22 protein-coding genes are annotated in these 20,717 nt (G+C 41.2%); 15 read left to right on the plus strand and 7 right to left on the minus strand.

What is annotated here, in order from left to right:
- The coding region (locus KYS23_RS19980) for a hypothetical protein (RefSeq protein ID WP_218419966.1) at positions 1-513 on the minus strand (513 nt) is incomplete at its 3' end.
- A 93-nt stretch (positions 514-606) separates the two neighbouring features.
- On the opposite strand from KYS23_RS19980, the gene KYS23_RS19985 reads away from it, so the two are divergent.
- Genes KYS23_RS19985 through KYS23_RS20000 form a run of 4 tightly spaced genes read left to right on the plus strand, consistent with a single transcriptional unit; the run spans position 607 to position 3,515 of the window.
- Positions 607-783: a hypothetical protein gene (locus KYS23_RS19985; RefSeq protein WP_062087227.1), complete on the plus strand. Its 177-nt coding sequence runs from the start codon at positions 607-609 to the stop codon at positions 781-783.
- Positions 784-787: 4 nt separating this feature from the next.
- A complete protein-coding gene (locus KYS23_RS19990; protein WP_218419968.1) occupies positions 788-1,846 on the plus strand; it encodes a site-specific integrase in 1,059 nt (352 codons plus the stop codon).
- 21 nt (positions 1,847-1,867) lie between these two features.
- Positions 1,868-3,010 carry a hypothetical protein gene (locus tag KYS23_RS19995; RefSeq protein ID WP_218419970.1) on the plus strand — a complete coding sequence of 381 codons (1,143 nt, stop codon included), beginning with the start codon at positions 1,868-1,870 and terminating at the stop codon, positions 3,008-3,010.
- Between the two features lie 4 nt (positions 3,011-3,014).
- Entirely contained in the window at positions 3,015-3,515 is a 501-nt protein-coding gene (locus tag KYS23_RS20000; protein ID WP_218419972.1) for a hypothetical protein, read from the plus strand.
- Between the two features lie 371 nt (positions 3,516-3,886).
- Here KYS23_RS20000 and KYS23_RS20005 read toward each other — a convergent pair whose 3' ends face one another.
- Entirely contained in the window at positions 3,887-4,873 is a 987-nt protein-coding gene (locus tag KYS23_RS20005; RefSeq protein WP_218419974.1) for an AraC family transcriptional regulator, read from the minus strand.
- Positions 4,874-5,016: 143 nt separating this feature from the next.
- On the opposite strand from KYS23_RS20005, the gene KYS23_RS20010 reads away from it, so the two are divergent.
- The 6 genes from KYS23_RS20010 to KYS23_RS20035 all read left to right on the plus strand — a co-directional run bounded on the left by KYS23_RS20010 (position 5,017) and on the right by KYS23_RS20035 (position 11,357).
- The gene (locus KYS23_RS20010; RefSeq protein WP_218419976.1) at positions 5,017-6,312 is read left to right on the plus strand and encodes a flavin-containing monooxygenase; all 1,296 of its coding nucleotides are present in this window, start codon (positions 5,017-5,019) and stop codon (positions 6,310-6,312) included.
- Positions 6,313-7,227, plus strand: a complete 915-nt coding sequence (locus KYS23_RS20015) for a bile acid:sodium symporter family protein (RefSeq protein ID WP_218419978.1) — start codon at positions 6,313-6,315, stop codon at positions 7,225-7,227.
- The gene (locus KYS23_RS20020; protein ID WP_218419980.1) at positions 7,217-8,158 is read left to right on the plus strand and encodes an SDR family oxidoreductase; all 942 of its coding nucleotides are present in this window, start codon (positions 7,217-7,219) and stop codon (positions 8,156-8,158) included. Before KYS23_RS20015 ends, KYS23_RS20020 begins: the two co-directional genes overlap by 11 nt.
- Positions 8,155-8,955, plus strand: a complete 801-nt coding sequence (locus KYS23_RS20025; protein ID WP_159529996.1) for an SDR family NAD(P)-dependent oxidoreductase — start codon at positions 8,155-8,157, stop codon at positions 8,953-8,955. The genes KYS23_RS20020 and KYS23_RS20025 overlap by 4 nt, the downstream gene beginning before the upstream one ends.
- A complete protein-coding gene (locus tag KYS23_RS20030) occupies positions 8,952-9,680 on the plus strand; it encodes a TSUP family transporter (protein WP_218419982.1) in 729 nt (242 codons plus the stop codon). The genes KYS23_RS20025 and KYS23_RS20030 overlap by 4 nt, the downstream gene beginning before the upstream one ends.
- Before the next feature lie 483 nt (positions 9,681-10,163).
- Positions 10,164-11,357 (plus strand): MFS transporter, encoded by a 1,194-nt coding sequence (locus KYS23_RS20035; protein WP_159529992.1) that lies wholly within the window; start codon positions 10,164-10,166, stop codon positions 11,355-11,357.
- 500 nt (positions 11,358-11,857) lie between these two features.
- Here the strand turns inward: KYS23_RS20035 and KYS23_RS20040 are convergent, their stop codons facing one another.
- From KYS23_RS20040 to KYS23_RS20050, 3 genes are all read right to left on the minus strand, one after another.
- Positions 11,858-12,862 carry a 3-keto-disaccharide hydrolase gene (locus tag KYS23_RS20040; RefSeq protein WP_201299245.1) on the minus strand — a complete coding sequence of 335 codons (1,005 nt, stop codon included), beginning with the start codon at positions 12,860-12,862 and terminating at the stop codon, positions 11,858-11,860.
- Positions 12,863-12,904: 42 nt separating this feature from the next.
- On the minus strand, positions 12,905-13,885 hold the full coding sequence (locus KYS23_RS20045) for a Gfo/Idh/MocA family protein (protein WP_218419984.1): 981 nt from the start codon (positions 13,883-13,885) through the stop codon (positions 12,905-12,907).
- Positions 13,886-14,027: 142 nt separating this feature from the next.
- Positions 14,028-14,450 (minus strand): Rrf2 family transcriptional regulator, encoded by a 423-nt coding sequence (locus KYS23_RS20050; protein WP_159529988.1) that lies wholly within the window; start codon positions 14,448-14,450, stop codon positions 14,028-14,030.
- 113 nt (positions 14,451-14,563) lie between these two features.
- On the opposite strand from KYS23_RS20050, the gene KYS23_RS20055 reads away from it, so the two are divergent.
- On the plus strand, positions 14,564-15,313 hold the full coding sequence (locus KYS23_RS20055) for an SDR family NAD(P)-dependent oxidoreductase (protein WP_159529986.1): 750 nt from the start codon (positions 14,564-14,566) through the stop codon (positions 15,311-15,313).
- Positions 15,314-15,523: 210 nt separating this feature from the next.
- Positions 15,524-16,144: an SDR family NAD(P)-dependent oxidoreductase gene (locus tag KYS23_RS20060; protein WP_218396392.1), complete on the plus strand. Its 621-nt coding sequence runs from the start codon at positions 15,524-15,526 to the stop codon at positions 16,142-16,144.
- A 516-nt stretch (positions 16,145-16,660) separates the two neighbouring features.
- On the opposite strand, the gene KYS23_RS20065 is transcribed toward KYS23_RS20060, so the two are convergent.
- The gene (locus KYS23_RS20065; RefSeq protein ID WP_159529982.1) at positions 16,661-17,002 is read right to left on the minus strand and encodes a winged helix-turn-helix transcriptional regulator; all 342 of its coding nucleotides are present in this window, start codon (positions 17,000-17,002) and stop codon (positions 16,661-16,663) included.
- A 192-nt stretch (positions 17,003-17,194) separates the two neighbouring features.
- Between KYS23_RS20065 and KYS23_RS20070 the strand changes: the two genes are divergently transcribed.
- The 3 genes from KYS23_RS20070 to KYS23_RS20080 all read left to right on the plus strand — a co-directional run bounded on the left by KYS23_RS20070 (position 17,195) and on the right by KYS23_RS20080 (position 20,093).
- Positions 17,195-17,824 (plus strand): NADPH-dependent F420 reductase, encoded by a 630-nt coding sequence (locus KYS23_RS20070; RefSeq protein WP_159529980.1) that lies wholly within the window; start codon positions 17,195-17,197, stop codon positions 17,822-17,824.
- A gap of 449 nt (positions 17,825-18,273) precedes the next feature.
- Positions 18,274-19,296: an SDR family oxidoreductase gene (locus KYS23_RS20075; RefSeq protein WP_218419986.1), complete on the plus strand. Its 1,023-nt coding sequence runs from the start codon at positions 18,274-18,276 to the stop codon at positions 19,294-19,296.
- Between the two features lie 221 nt (positions 19,297-19,517).
- Positions 19,518-20,093: a TetR/AcrR family transcriptional regulator gene (locus KYS23_RS20080; protein ID WP_218419988.1), complete on the plus strand. Its 576-nt coding sequence runs from the start codon at positions 19,518-19,520 to the stop codon at positions 20,091-20,093.
- A 247-nt stretch (positions 20,094-20,340) separates the two neighbouring features.
- Here KYS23_RS20080 and KYS23_RS20085 read toward each other — a convergent pair whose 3' ends face one another.
- A complete protein-coding gene (locus KYS23_RS20085; RefSeq protein ID WP_218419989.1) occupies positions 20,341-20,661 on the minus strand; it encodes an SDR family NAD(P)-dependent oxidoreductase in 321 nt (106 codons plus the stop codon).
- Positions 20,662-20,717: the final 56 nt, after the last annotated feature.

The following is a 20,717-nucleotide window of genomic DNA, read 5'->3' on the forward strand; positions in this document are numbered from 1 at the left end:
CTTTCTTGGAGTTAGAATCAGATTGGAAAAAGGTTTTGCCCATGGTAATGCATCATCAATATGCGTAACTATATACCGTACATTATGTGCATTTGAATTTCCTGCACCAGTCGATTTCAAAGAACCAGTTCGCACTCTCCACTTCGTCGGAATGCCGCCTTTCGAGTCCACACGTTCTAATGCAAGTGAACTCAAATTTTTTTCTGCAAGCAATGCGTTCAAGGAAGATGTTTGAGCAAAAAGCTTTGAGAGTTTTTCTTCATGGCTTTTCATCCAGCGCCTAGCTTTCTCTGAATCCTCTTGCCCGTTTATAGACTTATATATTTCTGCAGCAGTAAAGTAAAAATGAGATTCATCAGCCGCATTCTGTCGGATCAATAGGTGAGTTTGTTCTATTAGAAACGCTCCTATTTCTTCACCGACTATGTTGGGTAGGTGAACACTAAAAAACTGCATCGCTATGTCTAGCGATTTTTTTAAATCCTCAACATCCTGTTTTTCAACAACTTCCATATTTTCACTACCCGTATGTAACCCGTTTGCCCCCTGTTTTAGCAGACCAATCAAGACCAATCTAGTACTTCGTTTATACGGGAGTACAAATTTATGAGCGGATTAGTAACAACAGACAAACTTTCTGAAATGACAGGTTACACGAAAGAAGCAATTCGCATGAAAGTGAAAAAAGGCGTTTGGATTAAACAGCAGCATTACCTAAAAGCGCCTGACGGCAGGTTAATTTTTATCGTTGAAATGATTTACCAGTGGATGAGAGGAGAATAACAAAATGAGTGTTAAAACTGTAAACGGCGGATATGTAATAGACTTCACGCTTAACCATGAACGGTTCAGAGAAACGATACCCGCACCACATAATAAAACCGCCGCGAAAAGAATTGAGGAACAGGAAGCGATCTACAAGATGGCAATTTCGCTAAACGACAAAGCTATTGCTAGTCGTTTTCCAAACAGCAAGATAATGCAAAAAGCTTTTGATAATGGCTGTAATTACACTATTCACGATTATTCAAACATTTGGTTTAAACAAAAGCAGCTAAACTGGTCACATACAACTATTCGGGGCTATACGCAAAAATACAATTCATACATTAAGCCTAATTGGGGAAACCTGATTTTAAATGAGTTTAAAGCTAGTATGTTTGATGAGTGGGCATCTGAATGCCTACTTTCTGGTAAATCTATTAATGAAACACGGAACGTTCTAAGTCAAATTTTCAAGCGTGCATACTTTGATGGTGTAATTGAATCAAATCCAGTTGAACGCATTGAAAGGTACAAACAAGAAGCACATGAACCTAAGCCTTTTAACTCTGAAGAAATAACTTTGATACTTGGTGAACTACCAGCACCTCATAAACAATTTTTTCAGTTTGCACTTTACACAGGTCTTCGAACTGGCGAACTACTTGGTTTACGATGGGAGGATATCGAACTTAATAAACAAGCCGCACACATTCGTGTAAATATAACTTCTGGTAAGGAAAAAGCGCCCAAGACCAAAGGAAGCATTAGAACCATCGAATTACATGATCTTGCTTATGATGCCCTACAAACTTTAAAAAAGACGAAATTCTTTGATTCCCATAGAGTTTTTATTGACCCTAGAACTATGAAAGAGTACAAATACGCTGACGGGTTAAGGAAATATATCTGGAAACCTACTCTAGAAAAATTAAAAATACCGTACAGATACCCCTATCAGTGTCGTCATACATATGCGTCCATGATGTTATCAGCAGGAAAAAATCCAATGTGGGTTGCCAAACAGATGGGCCATGCAGATTGGGGGATGATAAGAAAAATATACGGTCGATGGCTTAATTAAATATCAAAATGGAAGATGAAAATGTCGGAAAAAGGGTTGGCGGATAGAGGACTAGTAACGTTTTTCAACATAGACAAGGCTGGCTTTTACAAAATAAGAAAAGAAAAAGAAGCTGAGCATATCGAAGGCTCCTATGAAAGTATACTCAAGAGCGTCTATGATTGGATTGAGAGTGAAGAGCATTTCGTCAACTGTATTCCGTGGGATATACATGTCCATAAATCTAGGACACCTATCTATGTGAGAGATAAACATTACGATAGTGATACTGGAGACTATTTTTTTGTCTTTTGGAGAAAGATAACTGACAAATCAGGAAAGTTAGGTGGAATAGCTGAAGATGCTAGCAAAGCAGCATCAACTGGAGATGCTTTTTCTGTTGAAGCTAGCAAGCGAAATGGCAAAACTTTAATAGTTGGTCAACCAATGTATTATTGGTTTATAAAAGAGTTCAATATACTTGCTACAATTAAGTTTTCAGATAGTTTAATCGACACTCAAAACGTTTGCGCGTTTATCAAGCGCGCTATAAACAACAGAGTTGAGCACCCGAACAAATCTACTAGTTACAACGAGATTTATGATCCCCGTACTAATGCTAATAGGGTAACAAACAAAGTAACCTACCAGAGTACTGATGAAAAGCACAAAAGCCTATTTTTGGGTTTCGCTGCTAGTGAAAAACGTATTAATATTTATGATGCAAATTTAGAGAAACTAGCACGTAAAATTACTCACGTTGTGGTTCGAGATGTTATATCCACTAAAGTGGTAGAAGATAATCGTTCTGGCATTTTAAGGTTGTTTGAGCGAGTGTTAGAAAAAAAGAAGAACAACATTTTTAAGAGACAAGTTGAAGTTGAAACGGCTATCAGTTTAACCGGCGAAGAACTTAAAGACCTAGTCGAACTATATTCAGAAACACATGACCCAACCATTGATACATGGGCAAACATCGGGTTCATAGAAGATGGAGAAGATGCGCCCAAATTCTTCAATAGTTACTTAGAAAGAACACACCTTTATTTGGATCCATCAAAAAGACATGAAGGAATACACTATAATGCTGACTATATATACAGTACAATTAAGCGGGAAAGGAATTCACTTTTAGCTTCGTTTTACGAGCAGCAAGAGGTTGCTACGGTAAACGAAAAAGGATAAATCCATGCGTTTTTTATTTACAACAGCAATTTTGGTATCAATATCAGTTGGCTTTGGTTACTTTTCATCCGAAGTATTTGATTCTGATGATTTGAAGGATATAATTTCAGTATTATCTAATATATCCGCAGCAAATTTCGCTATTGCAGGTTTATGGATTTCTCAAATTTACCCGGAAGCTATGAAAGCTTACACTTTACCAAATGTGTCTATTATAGAAGCAGGTGAAAAAGCAGAGCGAATTGAGTCACTTATTTTAGTCGTAAGCACTTCTGCTCTTGTATTGATTCTGATATTGGTCATTCAGTTTGCCGTTCCCTTTGAGAGTTTAGCAAAAAATACAATTTACGAAACTTGGGTTGAGACATGTAAACTTACTTTGATTTGTTTTCTTGCTTTAATACAGCTATTGGTAGTAACTAAGCTAGTATATGATATGTTCATTTTTTCGAATCAGCTTTATCGAAAAGTCCTAGAGCTAAAAGCACATAACAGACTTAACTAGCAACCGAATGTCGACAAGCGCAGTACATGATTGAATTTAAAGACAAACCTGCGGGTTCAAATCCCGCCAGCTCCACCAATTCAATAAATAAAGACGTCCTAGGGCGTCTTTTTTATATGCCAATTCAACATTTAAGAACGCCTTATGGTGTCTTTTTTGGTGTTCGCTTTACGCATTGAAAAATCAATAACTTAGTGCACATTAAGGTTCAACAACTTCCTTTAGCTTCTTTGAATTGTAGGAACACGATTGGGTACACTATGTACAAAGGCAACCTACTACCAATCATCCAATCAGATAGGTTTACATTTACTAATAACCACAAGCAAAGCCGCATGCAACTTTTCTAATTTTAAATATGTCTGTCTTATTTAAAGCTCTGCCTTGTTTACCTGCTCTCGATAGGCTCGAAAACCTAACCCAGTCCATCTTTTAAATGCTTTCGCAAAGGCGCTGGCATCGTTGTATCCTAAGTATCGAGCAAGGCTTTCCTGTGTCACGTCTGGCCTTTGTATTTGACTTAGCGCATGTTGCTTGCGTATGCCCTGCGCCATAGTTAAGTAATTGGTTTCAGTCTCTTGAAGCCTACGTAAAAGCGTTCTTTCACTCACCGCTAAGCTAGCCGCTATTTGGCTACGAGTTAGCCAGGGCTGATTGAGCAACAGAGCTTCTACCTTTTCTAAGAAAGAGTGTGCAGTCAGTTGATTAAGTTGCTGACTTGCCAGTTCCAGCATTTGCGCTTGAATAGCGGGGTTCACTTCTCGTTGCTTAAAGTGCCAATCATTATCGCTGTATATAATGGCGTTTTGAGATTGATTAAAACTGACTTCCGCTTCACCAAAAACCTCATTATACAATGCTGTTGGTGCCTGCTGGTCGTGTTTAAAACAAACCGCTACTGGTGTGATATTTTTACCTGCTACCCATCTGGCACCTGTGGCAATACCCGCCATGATTGCTTCTATACGAACATCTACTGCAGCAGTAAACTTAGGTTCGTAGCGCACGCCCCACCCCAGCTTGTCACGAGACTTGGCAAATTGGCCTCCTTCTCCAATTAACGGTGAGTAACTAATAAGGCTGTCTACAGCCACACTTAGTGAGGGACTGCTTAACAACAAAAAGCCCAAGGTGTCGAAGTTTTGTGGTTGCATGGCTAAACCAATGTGCATGCCAATGCCTTTGCTACCGTGTCGTTCGACCTCTAACCACAGTTTATCCTGAAGCATCAAAGGCAAGCGCTCTTCACCTTCGTGCTGTTGAATATTAGCCAGAAGCTTGCCTTCCATACGAATACCCAATTGTGCCAATTGGTTAAGAATTGCTTGCGTAAAGCTTTGAGTAACACTAGCTGCCATTATCTGCCCGAGTTTCCAAACTATTTTATAAATAGCATACTCAAGCTGTCCCAAATTAACTAGTTAATTGTCCTGTGTTAGCAAGGCAACCAAATCAACATCCTGTTAACCTTATTGTCATGTAGTTAACAGAGACATTCATCATGAATCCTTATGTGGTTATTGGAGCCGGGCCAATGGGCCTATGTACAGTGCGCCGATTAGTTGAAAAAGGCATTGATGTGCTGGGGTTGGAAGCGCACAGTGATGTGGGTGGGTTGTGGGACATCGATAGCACCACCAGCACTATGTATCAATCTGCGCATCTTATTTCGTCAAAACGAATGACAGAATTTGACGACTTTCCTATGCGTGATGATGTGGCCACCTACCCAAAGCATGACCAGCTAAAAGACTACTTTCAGGCGTATGCGACGCATTTTGATCTTTATCGTCATTTCCAATTTAACTGTTGGGTAGAGTCGGTGGAGCCGCTCAATGGTCAGTGGCGAGTTAGTTATCGACAAAATGATGCGCTACACCATATCATTGCCGCAGGTGTTTTACTTGCCAACGGTACGTTGCATCACCCGAATATCATAGACTTTCCCGGCAACTTTGAGGGTGAGCAAATACACAGTGCTCACTATAAAAATGCGGATAGTTTTGCTAATAAACGCGTGCTGATCGTAGGTTGTGGGAACAGCGGCTGTGATATAGCGGTGGACGCAGTTCATAGGGCGAAACATGTCGACATGGCAGTACGCCGAGGCTATTACTTTTTACCTAAGTTTGTCGCCGGCATGCCCACCGACACATTAGGCGGAAAAATTCGCTTACCCAACTGGTTAAAGCAACGTGTAGATGGCACCTTAGTGCGCTTAATTTCAGGTAAACCTAGCCATTTCGGGCTGCCAGATCCCGACTATAAAATGTATGAATCACACCCTGTGGTTAACTCGTTATTTTTACATCATATTGGCCATGGTGACATCACAGTTCGTCCTAATGTCGAGCGCTTAAGCGAAAATGGAGCGTATTTTACTGATGGTAGTTATGCACAATACGACCTTATTTTACAGGCGACCGGCTATAAGCTGAATTACCCCTTTATTGATAAACAGTATCTCAATTGGGTAGGCGATGCGCCGCAACTCTATTTAAATGTGTTTAACCCTCTACACCCCAATTTATACGTCATGGGTATGGTAGAAGCGGCCGGATTAGGCTGGCAGGGGCGCGATGAACAAGCCAAATTGGTGGCCAATGTCATAGATTTACAACGAAATCAAAATCATGCTGCAGAGACATTTTTTGATAAAGTGAAGCTACAAGCAAGCCAGCGAGTAGACGGCGGTATGCGGTATTTACCGCTAGAGCGCATGGCGTACTACGTGCATAAGGCTGATTATTTGGCGGCGTTATCAAGCGAAATGCAACAGTTGGGACAGGGAGTCTAAATGTCGTCAACTAGCCTCTTTGCTTTAAATTCTGTACTAGCCATGATGATGTTTGGCATTGCATTAAGCCTCACAACCGATGATTTCCGCCGAATTGCAAGACAGCCTGTAGGACCGGTGGTGGGAATGACTGCACAATTTGCTTTATTGCCTGCTTTAACATGCCTGCTCACTTGGTTACTTCCTATGCCAAGCGAAATAGCGTTAGGCCTACTTCTGGTAAGTTGCTGTCCTGGTGGCAGCTTTTCAAATTTAATGACCTATTTGTCAAATGGAAATACCGCAATGTCGGTCAGTATGACCGGTGTGGCTAGCTTACTTGCCTGTGTACTCACACCACTAAACTTCATGTTTTACGCGGCTCTGAACCCGCGTACACAACACTTGCTAAATAGTATCTCGGTATCAACCACTGATATGCTGTCGGCGATTGCCTTTGTTTTAGCCTTTCCATTAGCACTTGGCATAACCTGCGCCCGAATTTGGCCGTTATTTGCAAGAAAAAGCGAGCCATTTTTTCGGTTTGTTTCTTTGTTGACTTTATTTGGGTTTGTGGCGATTGCGCTTTTCATGAATTGGGACAAGTTTATCGCCGGTGCTAGCCTCTTTTTGCTTGCCGTAGTAGCACACAATGCGCTTGCTCTTTTCATCGGTTGGTCTGCAGCTCGTATATTGCATTTGCCCCCTGCTGATACCCGAGCTATCACCCTAGAGGTCGGCTTACAAAATTCCGGCTTGGGTCTGGGCATCATTTTCACCTTTTTCGCTGACTTAGAGGCCATGGCGGTTATTGCCGCTACCTGGGGTATCTGGCACCTTATCTCCGGCTTGAGCCTAAGCACCTTTTGGCAATTAACGGATAGAAAAAAAGCCCTTCAACACACGTCTGAAAAGAAGTATTTCTATGGCTCTTAATATTTTAATTACTGGCAGCGAAGGCTATATAGGTCAACGTCTCATTAGCGCACTTGCTAGCAACCACAACACGGTGGGCGTAGATATACGACCATCTTCAAAACAAGCCTACCCTTATCATGAGTTGGACATCAGAGATCCACATCTAAGCGATATCATCGCTCAACACAACATTACTCATGTCGTCCATTTAGCCAGTGTGATGCAAGCGAGTGACGATCGCGTAAAAGATTATGATATTGATGTAAATGGTACGGCTAACGTACTAGCAAGTTGCATTAATAATCAGGTGAAGCATATTACGGTGTCTAGCAGTGGCGCCGCTTACGGCTATCACGCCGACAACCCTGACTGGCTGAATGAGCAAGAGCCTCTGCGCGGTAATGACCATTTTGCCTACAGTCAGCACAAGCGTTTAATTGAAGAGATGTTGGCAGAATTTCGAGTCGCACACCCTGCGCTCAAACAACTGGTTCTGCGCCCCGGTACGATACTAGGGAAGCATACCAATAATCAAATTACTCATTTGTTTACTAAATCAAAAATACTTGGAATTAAAGGGTCGCCCTCGCCTTTTGTCTTTATATGGGACGAAGATGTGGTGAATATTATTACGAACGGGGTAACTGAAAGCCTTACCGGACAGTTCAATTTAGCCGGCGATGGCGCTATGCCGATGTCTGAAATTGCCCAAGTCCTCAACAAACCTCTTGTACAACTACCGGCAACAGTTGTTGCTGCTCTACTTAGAGTCGGCCACGCTCTACGTCTTACCCAATATAGTGCCGAGCAAGTTGACTTTTTACGCTATCGCCCGGTATTGGACAATAATGCACTGAAGACAGGTTTTGGATACGTGCCGAAAAAAACATCACGGGAAGTGTTTGATTACTATGTTGCGCATAATCCCCACGTAAGGAACGATGAATGAAGCAAAGCACACCAATGCGACCATGGGCGCTAGTAACCGGTGCAGCGTCAGGGTTAGGTTTAGATTTAGCTAAACAACTGGCAACGGACTACCAACTAGTTCTGGTAGACTTGCAAATTGATGCTCTGACTCGCGTAGCCAAGTCGCTTCAATGCCATCATCATTTCGTTTGTGACCTAGCCGATCCAGCTGCTATCGTCGCGTTGGCCGAGTCAATTGCACAACAACACATTACCCTTAGCGTGCTAATAAATAACGCGGGTATTACCCATCGTTCGCTCGCATCACTTACCCAGACATCTGTTATAGAAAAAGTAATGCGTGTAAATTATTTTGCGCCTGTTCAGCTTACCCAGATGCTTACGCCCCATTTAAGCCGAGACGCCAACATAGTGAATATCAGCTCTATGGCGGGTTGGATGCCGGTGTTGGGACGCGCTGGATATTGTGCCTCTAAAGCAGCCCTTCACCAGTACTTTGAAACCCTACGTGCTGAGTGGCAAGGTAATGGAAAGCACATTCTTATGGTGTACCCTAGTTTTTTAGATACGCCCATTGAACACAACGCTTTAAACGGGCTTGGTAGCAAAGCGACGCATAAGAGAACTATGGTTGGGGCCATGGGCAGTAGCAAAGACATGGCATCACAAATTATTTCAGCTATGAATAAAGGTCAACAGCGGTTAATGCCAGACTGGTTTACCCGTGTTTCCGCTTTGCTTTATCGCTTAACGCCTAACGTTTACTTGTACCTTATGCGCCGCCGCTTAAGTCGTGAATTGAGTTCACCACAATGAGCTTTGTTATCGTCGCTATTGGTGTATTTATTGCCTTTGCTGTGGAAGCTATGACAGGGTTTGGCAGCATCGTTATCGCCTTATCAATTGGTGCCTTAGTGATGGATATCACCCAATTGATGCAATGGTTGGTACCCTTAAACATAATGATGACAGGCCCACTGGTATACCAACATCGACATCATATTGATCATGACCTCCTGTTTAAACAAATTTTACCATTTATGGGAACAGGTACTTTAACCGGGTTGCTTGTAATAGATTACATACCCGCTGAATACAGCAAAGGGCTTTTCGCTTTAATAATTTGTTGGTTTGCTATTCGCTCGCTTGCCCAACTAAACGCCCCCGCCCACAACCATCTTGCCCGCAGGTCGTTAATATTCTCTGCCGGTATTACCCATGGCTTGTTTGCATCAGGTGGCCCGCTTCTGGTGTACGCCTGTGCAAGAACACCAATGGCCAAAGAAAGATTTCGCGCCACCCTATTAAGTGTGTGGCTCACTTTGAATACTGGCCTTTGTGTGTGGTTTTTGTTGTTTGAAGGACTAGCATCACAGACGAAATCCATCATGTGGTTGGTGCCTTGTGTTATAGCAGGTGCATTTTTGGGTAATGCTTGGCACAAAAAAGTGAGTCAGGCGTTCTTTTCTCCGTTGGTTTTCGTGATGTTATTGTTAGTGGGAGTACTCCTGTTAGTTAAAACTCTCAGTCAATTTCTTTAACGTTTAACTCTTTGAAACCTATCACTGCCTTTCAGAGCAACGCAGCTGCGCTTTCTATCAAGCAGATACTGATTTGTAGTATAGCTAAGACAGTCATAAAACGTATAACTAACAACATAAACCTGCTTATCTTGTTTAGTGTATTAAGCCCCAATGTAGGGGCTTTTTGCATTTAATGGGCAAACATAAAGTGAAACAATCATTTGAGCGATAAATCTAGACTTTCTGTGGCGCTAGCGATAGAAATATGATGCGTTAGTAGCGTATAATCGCTGCATAATAAAAAGCCACTATTCAATGTTGCTGCCTGAATATGTTTTGTTCACTAGGCTCACTTTGATTCAAAATATTCCTACTACACCAAGTTGCTGTATCGAACGTTAACGTAAATACGTTAACTGCTTTCTATTGCACAAGTTCTTACAACGTATTTGTGATTGATGAGGCATACATTATTCCTCACCATCAAATTTTAAGGTATTTATGTCTGCATCACCTTCAAACCAAAGCGCCGTGATTTGGCCTATTTTCGTTATGGCTCTGGGCACATTTGTTTTAGGGCTGACAGAGTTTTCATCTATGTCGATGTTGCCTCTCATCGCCGAATCTTTCGCTGTCACGCCATCAATGGCCGGTAATGTAATAAGCGGCTATGCCATTGGTGTAGTCATAGGTGCGCCGTCGTTTATGTTACTTACCAACAAGACGAATAGACGCACTTCCCTTATTATCTTTGCGGCAATGATGTGTGTGGCTAATGGCTTAAGTGCTATCGCCTCTAGCTTGCCAGAGCTGGTGTTTTATCGCGTATTGTCTGGGTTACCCCACGGCGCTTATTTTGGAACCGCACTATTAATTGCCGCTAATATGGCACCAGCTGGTAAACGGGCCAGCTATATGTCGATGGTGTTTGCTGGTTTAACTATCGCCACTATTGTCGGTGTGCCTATGGCAACCTTGATAGGGCAAAATATGAGTTGGAGAGTGTGTATGGCGCTAGTCGCAGCCCTTGCACTCGTTACCATTGCACTTATTTATATGTTCGTGCCTAGCAGCCCAGTCACCACGCCAACGAACTTACGAGAAGAGTTTGGCGTGCTTAAGAACAAACTCGTCTGGTCTATTTCGGGCATCATATTTGTAGGCTTTGGTGGCGTTTTTTGTATTTATACCTACCTTGCCGATACCATAATAAACGTGACTAAATCTCCGGAGGTAACCATTTCGGTTGCCATGATGATGTTCGGTATTGGTACCACCATCGGTAATTGGTTTATTAGTAAACTCGCTGATAAATCTCCTCTTCGCACCACAGGTATTGCGTTGCTATGCAGTATTGGTGTGTCTGTTATATATGTGTTTGCGGCGAGTAATATTTGGTGGCTTTACCTTACTGTATTTCTACTTGGCGCCAGTGTAGGCTTAGCCGCCGTTATTCAGTCTATGTTGTTAGATATTTCACCCACTGGGCACGCAATGATAGGTGCTCTGGTGCAGTGCGCATTTAATACGGCAAATGCAATTGGCCCAATGTTAGGCGGCGCACTGTTGGCATCGGGTGCTAGTTTCAATGAAACAGGCTACGGATCGGCTATGTTGTTCTTCGGAGGTTTTATATTGTGGGCGCTTAGTTATCTACAGCTGCGTAATCGCAATCCTGCCCTTGCCACTAGCTAAAAATAAAGGTAGCAGAGTACACTTGTTTTATTAATGTACTCTGCTACCACTTCTACTATGCTTCTATCAACTTTGTAGTACACAAAGTCCATAATCTACAAATCAACATATCCTCACCCCAAAGTTTTTTTATTTTCAGCTTGATTCATTTTTACAACCTTAAATTGAGTTGAACTAAAAGTTATTTTTAACAATCCAATCAAAATCTTAAAAATAAAGATCTGTAAAAAACAAAAAAGTCGCATCAGCCAAGTCAACGCTGGTGTTATATGCTAGCGTGATTCCGCAAGCATAAGCAATGCGCAAGCCCAGTGTCTGTACAAGCAAAGTTACTTAAACATAACATCGCTGTTCCGGACGATATGTCTGCGATAGAGGCCGTAGTAGTTCAGGCGCGGTCAAAGAAGTCAGGTCGTTTCAAGTGTCCGGTGCAATTAAAGCTGAACAAGTCGTTCCAAAATGAGTTTTCCTATAAAAAATAAATCATGTTCGGCTAATATTTAAAATAGGTGTCTATATTTTGCAGGTAATTCATTTATTTTTCGAACAAAAATATCTTTGTAAAATATTTCAGCAGCCTCGCTCTGCAATTGAATTTGTCCCTCTCGTAAAGGAGTGATCATTCCTCGATCATCAACTGTACGAGAATTTTTCAGTACCATTACCACTTTTCCGTTGACTATGTGTAAACTTTTTCCTTCAAAACAAACCAATTCAATTTCATTCCATTCACCCTCAGGTTCCTCAAAATTCTCTTTGCGCAAAACAAAACCAGAGATATCTTGCCCTGAACCAACTGATATAAATTGTTGAGACTCATCTGCTATTGGATTCATTATGTGTTCTGGAATGTATGCGCGAACATCAATTGCTGAATTTCCCTGATTCCAGTAATCACCTACATGCCCTAGCATAATTTGGAACTCCTGAGAAACCTTCCAAGTTCGCCAGTAATCCTTGCCGTGCTCCCCAATTGCATGATAGAGGATACCGCTGTCTTTGAGTAGTTTTTCTCTAGGAGGGTAGACTTTCCTTCCCCATTTATACTTCAAGCGAAACTGGTAATTTCTATAGGACTTTTTTGTCGTCAACCCCCCATAAATCTCCCCACTTACCTTTAGTATCGGAGTATCTCCTTCTAATACAACATATATTCCGTAGTCATTTGGCGAGTCCAATAGACCAATCGGCTCTAAATTATTGCCATTGTGATCTTTTGGTATTGCTCCGTTATAGTTAATTTGGTGTTTATAACTAAGGAAAGCCTCCCAATCGCTTAATTCCGGATCAAGTAATGATTTCCAATTCAATTCTTGAGTATTATTTGACAATGCCAACGCTGAATAAAGAGAAAAAATTAAGATTGTCGCTATTTTTAGCATTAGATACCCCAAATTAATAATAGTCCCCATGAAATTGACCAAGCAAATTAAGGAAGAAGAAAATTTAAATACTTCACTACTATACTTTTTGTTTGCACGTATGATTTCGCTTGGTGGTCTCACGCGAATTCAATTCCCCAGTCCCCCAATACAGATAAAATATTGTCAGCTAGAAATAGCTTTTTGACGAATAGTTTCTATGTCTTTAAGGAAATTAAGTGAGTCTTTCCAAGTTACAACATCAGATTGTGTTTCGCCCTGTCTGATGCGTTTACAAGCGTGGTCAATTTGAAATTCAAAGCCGCTTCCTTTGCGATTATCTTGAAACCTTTCCTCTATCTTATCGTCTCTCATCAAAGAGCACTCTATGCTACGAAAAAAGTCAGGGATGCAAATTGTGCCTTCGGTTCCAATTAAATGGCCGCTATTGGGTAGACGTGCTCTGAAAGACGTGTGCAAGCTTGAAATGCTATTCTCGTATTTAAGTTGCCAAATCACATCGTCATCTACCCCATTAGGTGCCCTGTGTATATTTCCTTGCATTTCTTTTGGAGCAGATGCATTGAATAGTCTATTGAAAGCGATTGGGTAGATTCCCATATCGAACAAGCAGCCCCCAGCGAGTTTTGGATCATATTCTCTGCCTGATTCACAGTAGGGAACGTGGTAGCCAAAATCACACTTTAGATGAATCAATTTGCCTATTTTTCCGCTTCTGTACCAATCTCTCGCTTTTTTTATTGCAGGAAGAAACCATGTCCACATGGCTTCCATCAAGAATACTTTTTCTTCTGTGGCAACACTCATTAGCTCTAATAACTTGCTTTCACTGGTTGTAATGGGTTTTTCACAGAGGATGTGTTTACCTGCACGCATTGCCGCAACAGCATGCTCGAAATGAAAAGTATGAGGAGAACCTATATATACTGCATCAACGTTCTCGTCATTGAATAAAGCTTGGTAGTTGTCATAAGTGGTTTCTACTGAGTGCTCCAATTGAAACCGACGTGCTTTCTCATCATCTCGGCTTGCGACAGCGGCTATCTCGGTGTTTACACAATGTTTAATATCACGAGCAAATGTATGTGTGATCCGTCCAGCAGTAACCACTCCCCACTTTATTACTTTTTCTTTTTTAGCAGCCATGTATTTATCCCTAACCTATTTCAATAATATGTCTGGTCGATTCAAAATCCTCAAATGTCTCTTTAATGAATCCGGTAGCAATTGATTTTATGCTTTCAAGCTTGCAAGAATTCAAAAACAATGAAGTCCAGACTAAACGTACTTATTTGATGAACGTTTCTAATAATTCCGCTAAATTTTTATCATTCAAGTGGCTCATCAAAACGTCTTCCATTTGCCCCATGACATGGTCGAATACACAATGAATGTTAGAGCCTACTGGGCAGTTTTCGTTTCCAACACCTCTACTTGACATGAGCTTTGAATTGAAAGACGCCTCATATATTTGTTTCAACGATACTTCTTTTGCATCTTTCGCAAGAGCAACGCCACCCTTCTTACCTCTGTAAGTCTTAATCAAGCCAGCTTCATTCAAAGGAACCAGTAACTGGCGAATTAGTGTAGGGTTGCTCTTAGTGCTACTAGCCAGTTCACTGGATGACACTAGCCTCTCCGAGTCTCGTCGAAACATGTAAGCCAACGCCAACATAATGTGAAGCGAAGTTGAGAATCTGTAGTCAACCATATCGCACTATAACCATATTTCATATAATTGTTAATTTAAGAATAGCATTTAAACAAAAATAGTACTATTCTAATTTTAAATGCTATTCCTAAACTAACATTAAGGGTGAAAAAATGAAGAATCTAACTGGAAAAGTTGCATTAGTTACAGGTGGCTCTAGAGGCCTAGGCGTTGCTATTGCATTAGAGCTAGCAGAAGCTGGAGCAGATGTCGTAATCACTTACAGTCAATCTGCTCAAAAAGCAAAAGATGTAGTCAGTAAAATTGAGGCCCTTGGTCAACGTGGTCTGGCTATTCAGAGTGATCAGGGAGACATAACCGCTGCTGCCCCTCTCGTTGAGCAAGTTGTCAAAGAATTCGGCAGTCTGGACATTCTCGTAAACAACGCAGCACTGGCTAATCAAGGCAGCAAAATTGATGACCCGAACGCTGACACTCAAGCCTGGGATCGCATGTGGCAAGTTAATGTCTTAGGTGTTATTTCTACAATTCGAGCTGCGTCGAAAGTAATGAACAATGGCGGCCGCATAATTTCTATTGGTACTGGGTTAGCTACCCATATAGGTGTACCCGGTGTAACAGAATATGCAGCTACAAAAGCAGCTATCGTCGGTTATTCAAAAGGAGCAGCCAGAGATCTCGGTGCAAGAAAAATCACTGTAAACGTTATTCAACCAGGGATCATGCTGACTGATATGCAAGCGGGAATAGAGGATGTGCCGGACTTCCTTCTGAACATGAAAGCTATTCCAGAGGCTGTTGAAATTGAAGATGTTGCTGCGGCAGTTAGTTTTTTGTCTGGCCCTAATGCAAACAATATCACTGGTGCTGTCCTTGATATCAACGGGGGTTGGACTGCCTAATCAGTTTAATGAGTCAAAGATGCCAGCAGCGCATTGCCTTAGGGAAGTGTAATGCTGGTCATATTGATTAATCAATGTCGTACCACAGATAGTGAATTTCTGGTTTTAGTCAGCTCAATAACAATTCTTCCAAACTAGCTCGATTTTAGAACAACTTGTGTGGATTCAATCATAGCGTCAAAAGACGTCTTAGAAGACAAGAGGTTCAGAATGAAAACCGTTTTGATTAGAGGGTGTAATCGAACATTTGGTAGAGATATAGCACAATTTTTTCTCAACCAAAATTGGAGAGTAGTTGCTACGATGCGGGTTCCAGATGAAAGTCTGTTACCTCGGTCGACTAGACTCACCCTACTTTCGTTAGATGTTACAGATCAAAAGAGTATAAACAGAGTTCTAAGTAAATCTCCCCCAATAGATTTACTAGTGAACAACATGTTTTTTAACCTCACCGACTCATTCATACATGATAGGATTAGAAATCTTAACGATATTTATGAATCGAAATTTGCTGGAAGCTATATCATGTCCTTATCGCTTTTACCTCACTTTCGTAATCAAAAAAAAGGGGAAATCGTAAATATTATACCTTCTTGCAAGATGGGTAATAATCTTACAGACATAGGTATAATGATTAGAATTAAAGGCATTTATAATTTCACACATGCACTATCCGTTCTTCTGAAAAATGACAATATTAAAGTACACTTAGCTACGGAAGAAAACTTTTGTCTCGTTAAAAAATCTAGAGCTAACTTTCATCGAAATGGTGAAGCGGACTTTATTCATAACGTTCGCAATCTGGTAAATAAGAGTGAAATGGTTGTTTGATTAAATTTTCAACCAGCAAATTTTCAAAAACAGAGTTAAATATTGAGACTTAAATAGACTTACTATGAATTAAGTGACTATGTAGTCAAATCCAGTTCTGTTCCTGAAGTATCCCTTCAAATAACATCGAGAAATTAATAAGGTAAAATAGATGAGGAACATTCATGACGTTTGGTGATCAGATATTTCGCCCAAAAAGTGAAGGTTAAACGCCATGAATGTGCTGTCTATTGTGAACAAACTCGTATCGCTTTTCCGCTTTAAAATGCATGAAACAACGCAAAAATCGGTTACTGCGAATCGATCAGACTTCTCTAGCTGCTATACTGCTTGGTATGGTGTTCGTTACCTCTAATAAATACCCGTAGCATCCAAGCAAACACTGAGATGAAAAGAGTGTAATTTCTCCCTACCTAGGGCTCAGGGCTATCGCCTGTCGGGTACAGTTTATTACCGACAATAGAAAGCTGCACTCAAGTGGGTACAACATAACCCGATAAATATCATAAGAGTCTCTTAGCGAAGAACTAACTTTGACTTTATAGTTTCTTCATTGTCTTCTCCCCACTTACAAAGTGGCCTTAACGTTTCTACCAAACTTTTTCCTAGTGGCGTCAATGAGTAGTCAACTCGTGGCGGTATTTCCTTATAATCAGTTCTAGTGATTACACCATTCGCCTCCAACTCTTTTAACTGTTGTATTAAAACTTTATCGCTAATCCCATTTACAGAGCGCTTTAGCTCGCCATATCTACACGCACTTTTTTGCAAAAAGTAAAGTATTAGAGGCTTCCACTTCCCACCAATCAGTCGCAACGCGGCATCCAAACCACACAAAAATGGAGAATTTGTATTCATTTAATTCAAACCTTATTTACCTGTCGCCAAATACCTGCTGACGATATGTTAATCATAAAAATTTATTCCCTATTTTTGAATGAAAAACAGGGCTGCCTCCCTACACACAAAAAGGTAAGTACTTGACTAAAAGTTATCATAAAATGAGAATGACTCCATAACATTTACTTAGCCTAATGGTGGGAGATTTATATGAAGATCGGTTTATTGGGTGCAGGAACAGTAGCGCAAGCGTTTGCTCGACATGCCATTGCTTCTGGCCATGAAGTTGTTTTCAGTAATAGTCGAGGTCCTGACACTTTAAAAAGCCTTGTCCAAGAATTTGGTGAAAAGGCATCAGCAGGAACAATGAAAGAAGTTGTTGAATTGGAAGTGGTTTTACTCGCTGTACCGTGGAAACATGTGCAGAGTGTCTTGCAGAGTCTCGGGGAATGGAAAAACCAAATTCTCATCGACCCTACTAATCCAATTGATGAAAATGGCGTTGTAAACCTAAGTGGTGAAAATACTTCTCAATTAATAGCAAGTTATGCTCCAGGCGCTCGTTTAGTTAAAGCAATGAACGCTAACTTCATGGAAAATTTTGAACAGGACCCACGCCAAGGTCAATTCAGAAGAGTTATTTTTGTGTCTGGTGACTACAAAGGCGCAGTGGAAGTTGTAGCTGACTTATTTGAAAGTTTTGGCTTGGCTCCAATTCTGCTGGGTTCCCTCGAAAGTGGTGGCCGCATGCAACAAGTTGGAAATACACTAGCCGGTCACGACTTTTTTATTCCCTGGCCAGCTCCTCGTAGCTTCCCTCAATTCAATGGCGAGCAATAAAGGCTATGTAATGGCAATACAAACATTAAGGGGAAGCCGACTTGATCATTATCGTTATGGTGAGCCATCTTCCGTGTTGAGTGTTGAGTGTTGAGTGTTGAGTGTTGAAAATATTAGCTCACACTATGAATTGTTGCCTGCAGAAGTAAAAGCTCGTATCACAAAGAGCATTATTCACCCAGAAGATCTTTAACTTATTGTAGCAAGATATGCCGCCCCATCTTTACCGTTCTTGCCCTTGATCTTTTACTTTGCTTATCACTTAAAATCGCTCATAGAATTACTACATTTTTCCTTAACTATTAACAGAGCAGCCAAAGTCAATAACCTATCATATCGGAGACAATGGCAATGAGACACGATACTCCCCCCCAACAAAAAACTTTACTATTTTTACCAATTAGGTAATGCTGGTTAAGTGATAGATATAAGAACATAGGTAGACATGCATGAAGACAGTATTGGTTACTGGTGGCTCAGGTTTTGTTGGTAGTCATTGTTTAGCGGCAGCTCTAAAAGGTGGCTTTATTGTAAAAACAACTATTCGCTCAAAGGAAAAAATCGCTATTGTGAAGGAGATGCTCTCACATGCAGGCATAGATGATTTAACCAATGTGTCATTCCATATTGCAGATCTTAAGTACGATGATGGCTGGGAAGAAGCGATGAAAGATGTCGACTATGTCTTACACGTTGCCTCACCATTCTCTTCTAAGTCACCAACAGACGAAGAAAAGGTAACAAAACCATCTATCGAAGGAACGTTAAGAGTACTGAAACTGGCTTCAGATTTTGATGTTAAAAGAGTTGTGCTGACATCCTCTTTCGGAGCAATTGGCTACGGACACCCAAGATCCAAGAAATTTTTCACAGAGAACGACTGGTCTCCGTCTGATTCAAAAGATATCAGTAGCTATATAAAGTCTAAAATCGAAGCGGAAAAGATGGCGTGGCAATTTATCAAGGAAAGTGAGTCTAACCTGCAACTTACGGTAATCAATCCAGTAGGCATTTTCGGACCTATATTAGGCAAAAACCTATCCAGCTCCATACAGCTTATTCAAGGTATGTTGCAAGGGAAAATCCCTGCAACACCTAAGGTAAATTTTGGCGTAGTCGATGTCCGAGACTTAGCGCAACTCCATATAAAGGCAATGCTTGCACCTAACGCTCAAGGACAGCGAATAATTGCCTCGGCGACTGATTGCCTACCAATGATTGTTACCGCCAAGACGCTTCGCCAGTGTTTAGGTGCGCAAGCCGACAAAGTTCCGAAAAAACAGCTACCAGATTGGTTTGTAAAGTTGCTTTCCCTCGTAAATCAGCAAATGAAAGAACTTGTGCCAGAACTCGGCAGGGAAAAGCACTTGGATAGAAAAAAAGCCGTTGAGTTGCTTGACTGGCATCCCCGGCCTATTGAGGAAACTCTGTATGACACTGCTAAGAGTTTGTTCAATTTCGGTTTAGTTTGACAGAGAAACAAAGATGAATAATTTTAGAGTAACAACGATTGTTCTAGCCCTCTTGCTCTCTTTTTATGGTTTGCCATAGTTTTAGACCAAAAATACGGAGTCTGAATAAAGTACACTAACATTCCAGAATCTACTGTACGAGGCGTAAATATTGGTAACCCATTAGTGCTAATAGCGATTCATTATAAATAAAAACCTGCAATAAACGGAAAAAACAAATCATGACGGAGCATTCACCGCATAATAAGACGCAAACCAGGACGGACATCAAGATTTTAAGTGCCGCGCTAACAGTTTTCGGGCATTACGGCTATAAGAAAACTTCAATGGAGCAATTAGCAAGAGCAGCAGATCTCTCTAAACCTAGTTTGTATCTGCATTTTTCCGGTAAGGAAGATATTTTTATCGAATCCATGAGGTTTTATCTCAGTGACGGATTGGGGAAAGTTGAATGTTACTTAAAGGACAAAAGTGTTTCTTTTAACGAGCGAATAGTAAACGCCCTAGACCATTGGTTTGGCAGAAATATCGACCTGTTCCATATCGACCCGCACGAAGTCATCACCGTCGGAAATAGAATTGCATACTCCGAAGTTAACGAAGTGAAAATGAAGTTTATTGATACCATTGCAACTGCAATTTCAGAAAACAGCAACGTTAACGGGATCAAGTTAACAACATCCGCCTTGGAATTGGCCAATGTAATCTTCTTGTTTGGGACGTGCTGGAAAGAAAATAAGCAAACACGGCCAGAATTCAGGAAGCACCTTGAGCTATTTGTAAAAGCACTCTTTTAACTGAAAGCTGTTAATTTTGAAACTTATAACCCGCTTGCTGATAAAAAGCGTTGCTGGAGATTCTCAACAACGCTTGGTAATGTAACAGATCGTTACTTTGAATTAGACCCTTTGGGGCCGCTCACCCAAAACATAAAGCCTGTAAAGACGCTACTCCCCCCGATTAGACGGGAAAAGGCCCAGGACAGATAACGTTAATCAACGCCTGAGAGTTTTCATTGACTGGCTAACTGAGAAAATTCTACCATCAGCCCCCCTGCGCTAGACTCTCTTGAAGCTCATGAGACAGCTCATCCTCAGAGCAACATCCACCTTCTTTGGCATCTGTTACCAATATGTCCAAGTGGCCAGCCACATGCTTTACATGCGACATAACAATATCCAATTCCGCCAGGTTTGATGAGTCAGCTTGGAGGCCTACAACATCGTTGCCAATTATGTTTGTCGCATTGTCGACTTCTCTCTGAGAGCGACCAGTAACAAAAACCTTAGCTCCTTGGATAGAGAATTCTTTGGCTGCAGCGAGGCGAATACCTTTAGTACCTTTAGTACCTTCAAGTACCTTCAAGTACCTTCAAGTACCTTCAAGTACCTTCAAGTACCTTCAAGTACCTTCAAGTACCT

Origin of the sequence: Alteromonas lipotrueae (assembly GCF_019249255.1) — a bacterium.
Taxonomy (GTDB): domain Bacteria; phylum Pseudomonadota; class Gammaproteobacteria; order Enterobacterales; family Alteromonadaceae; genus Alteromonas; species Alteromonas lipotrueae.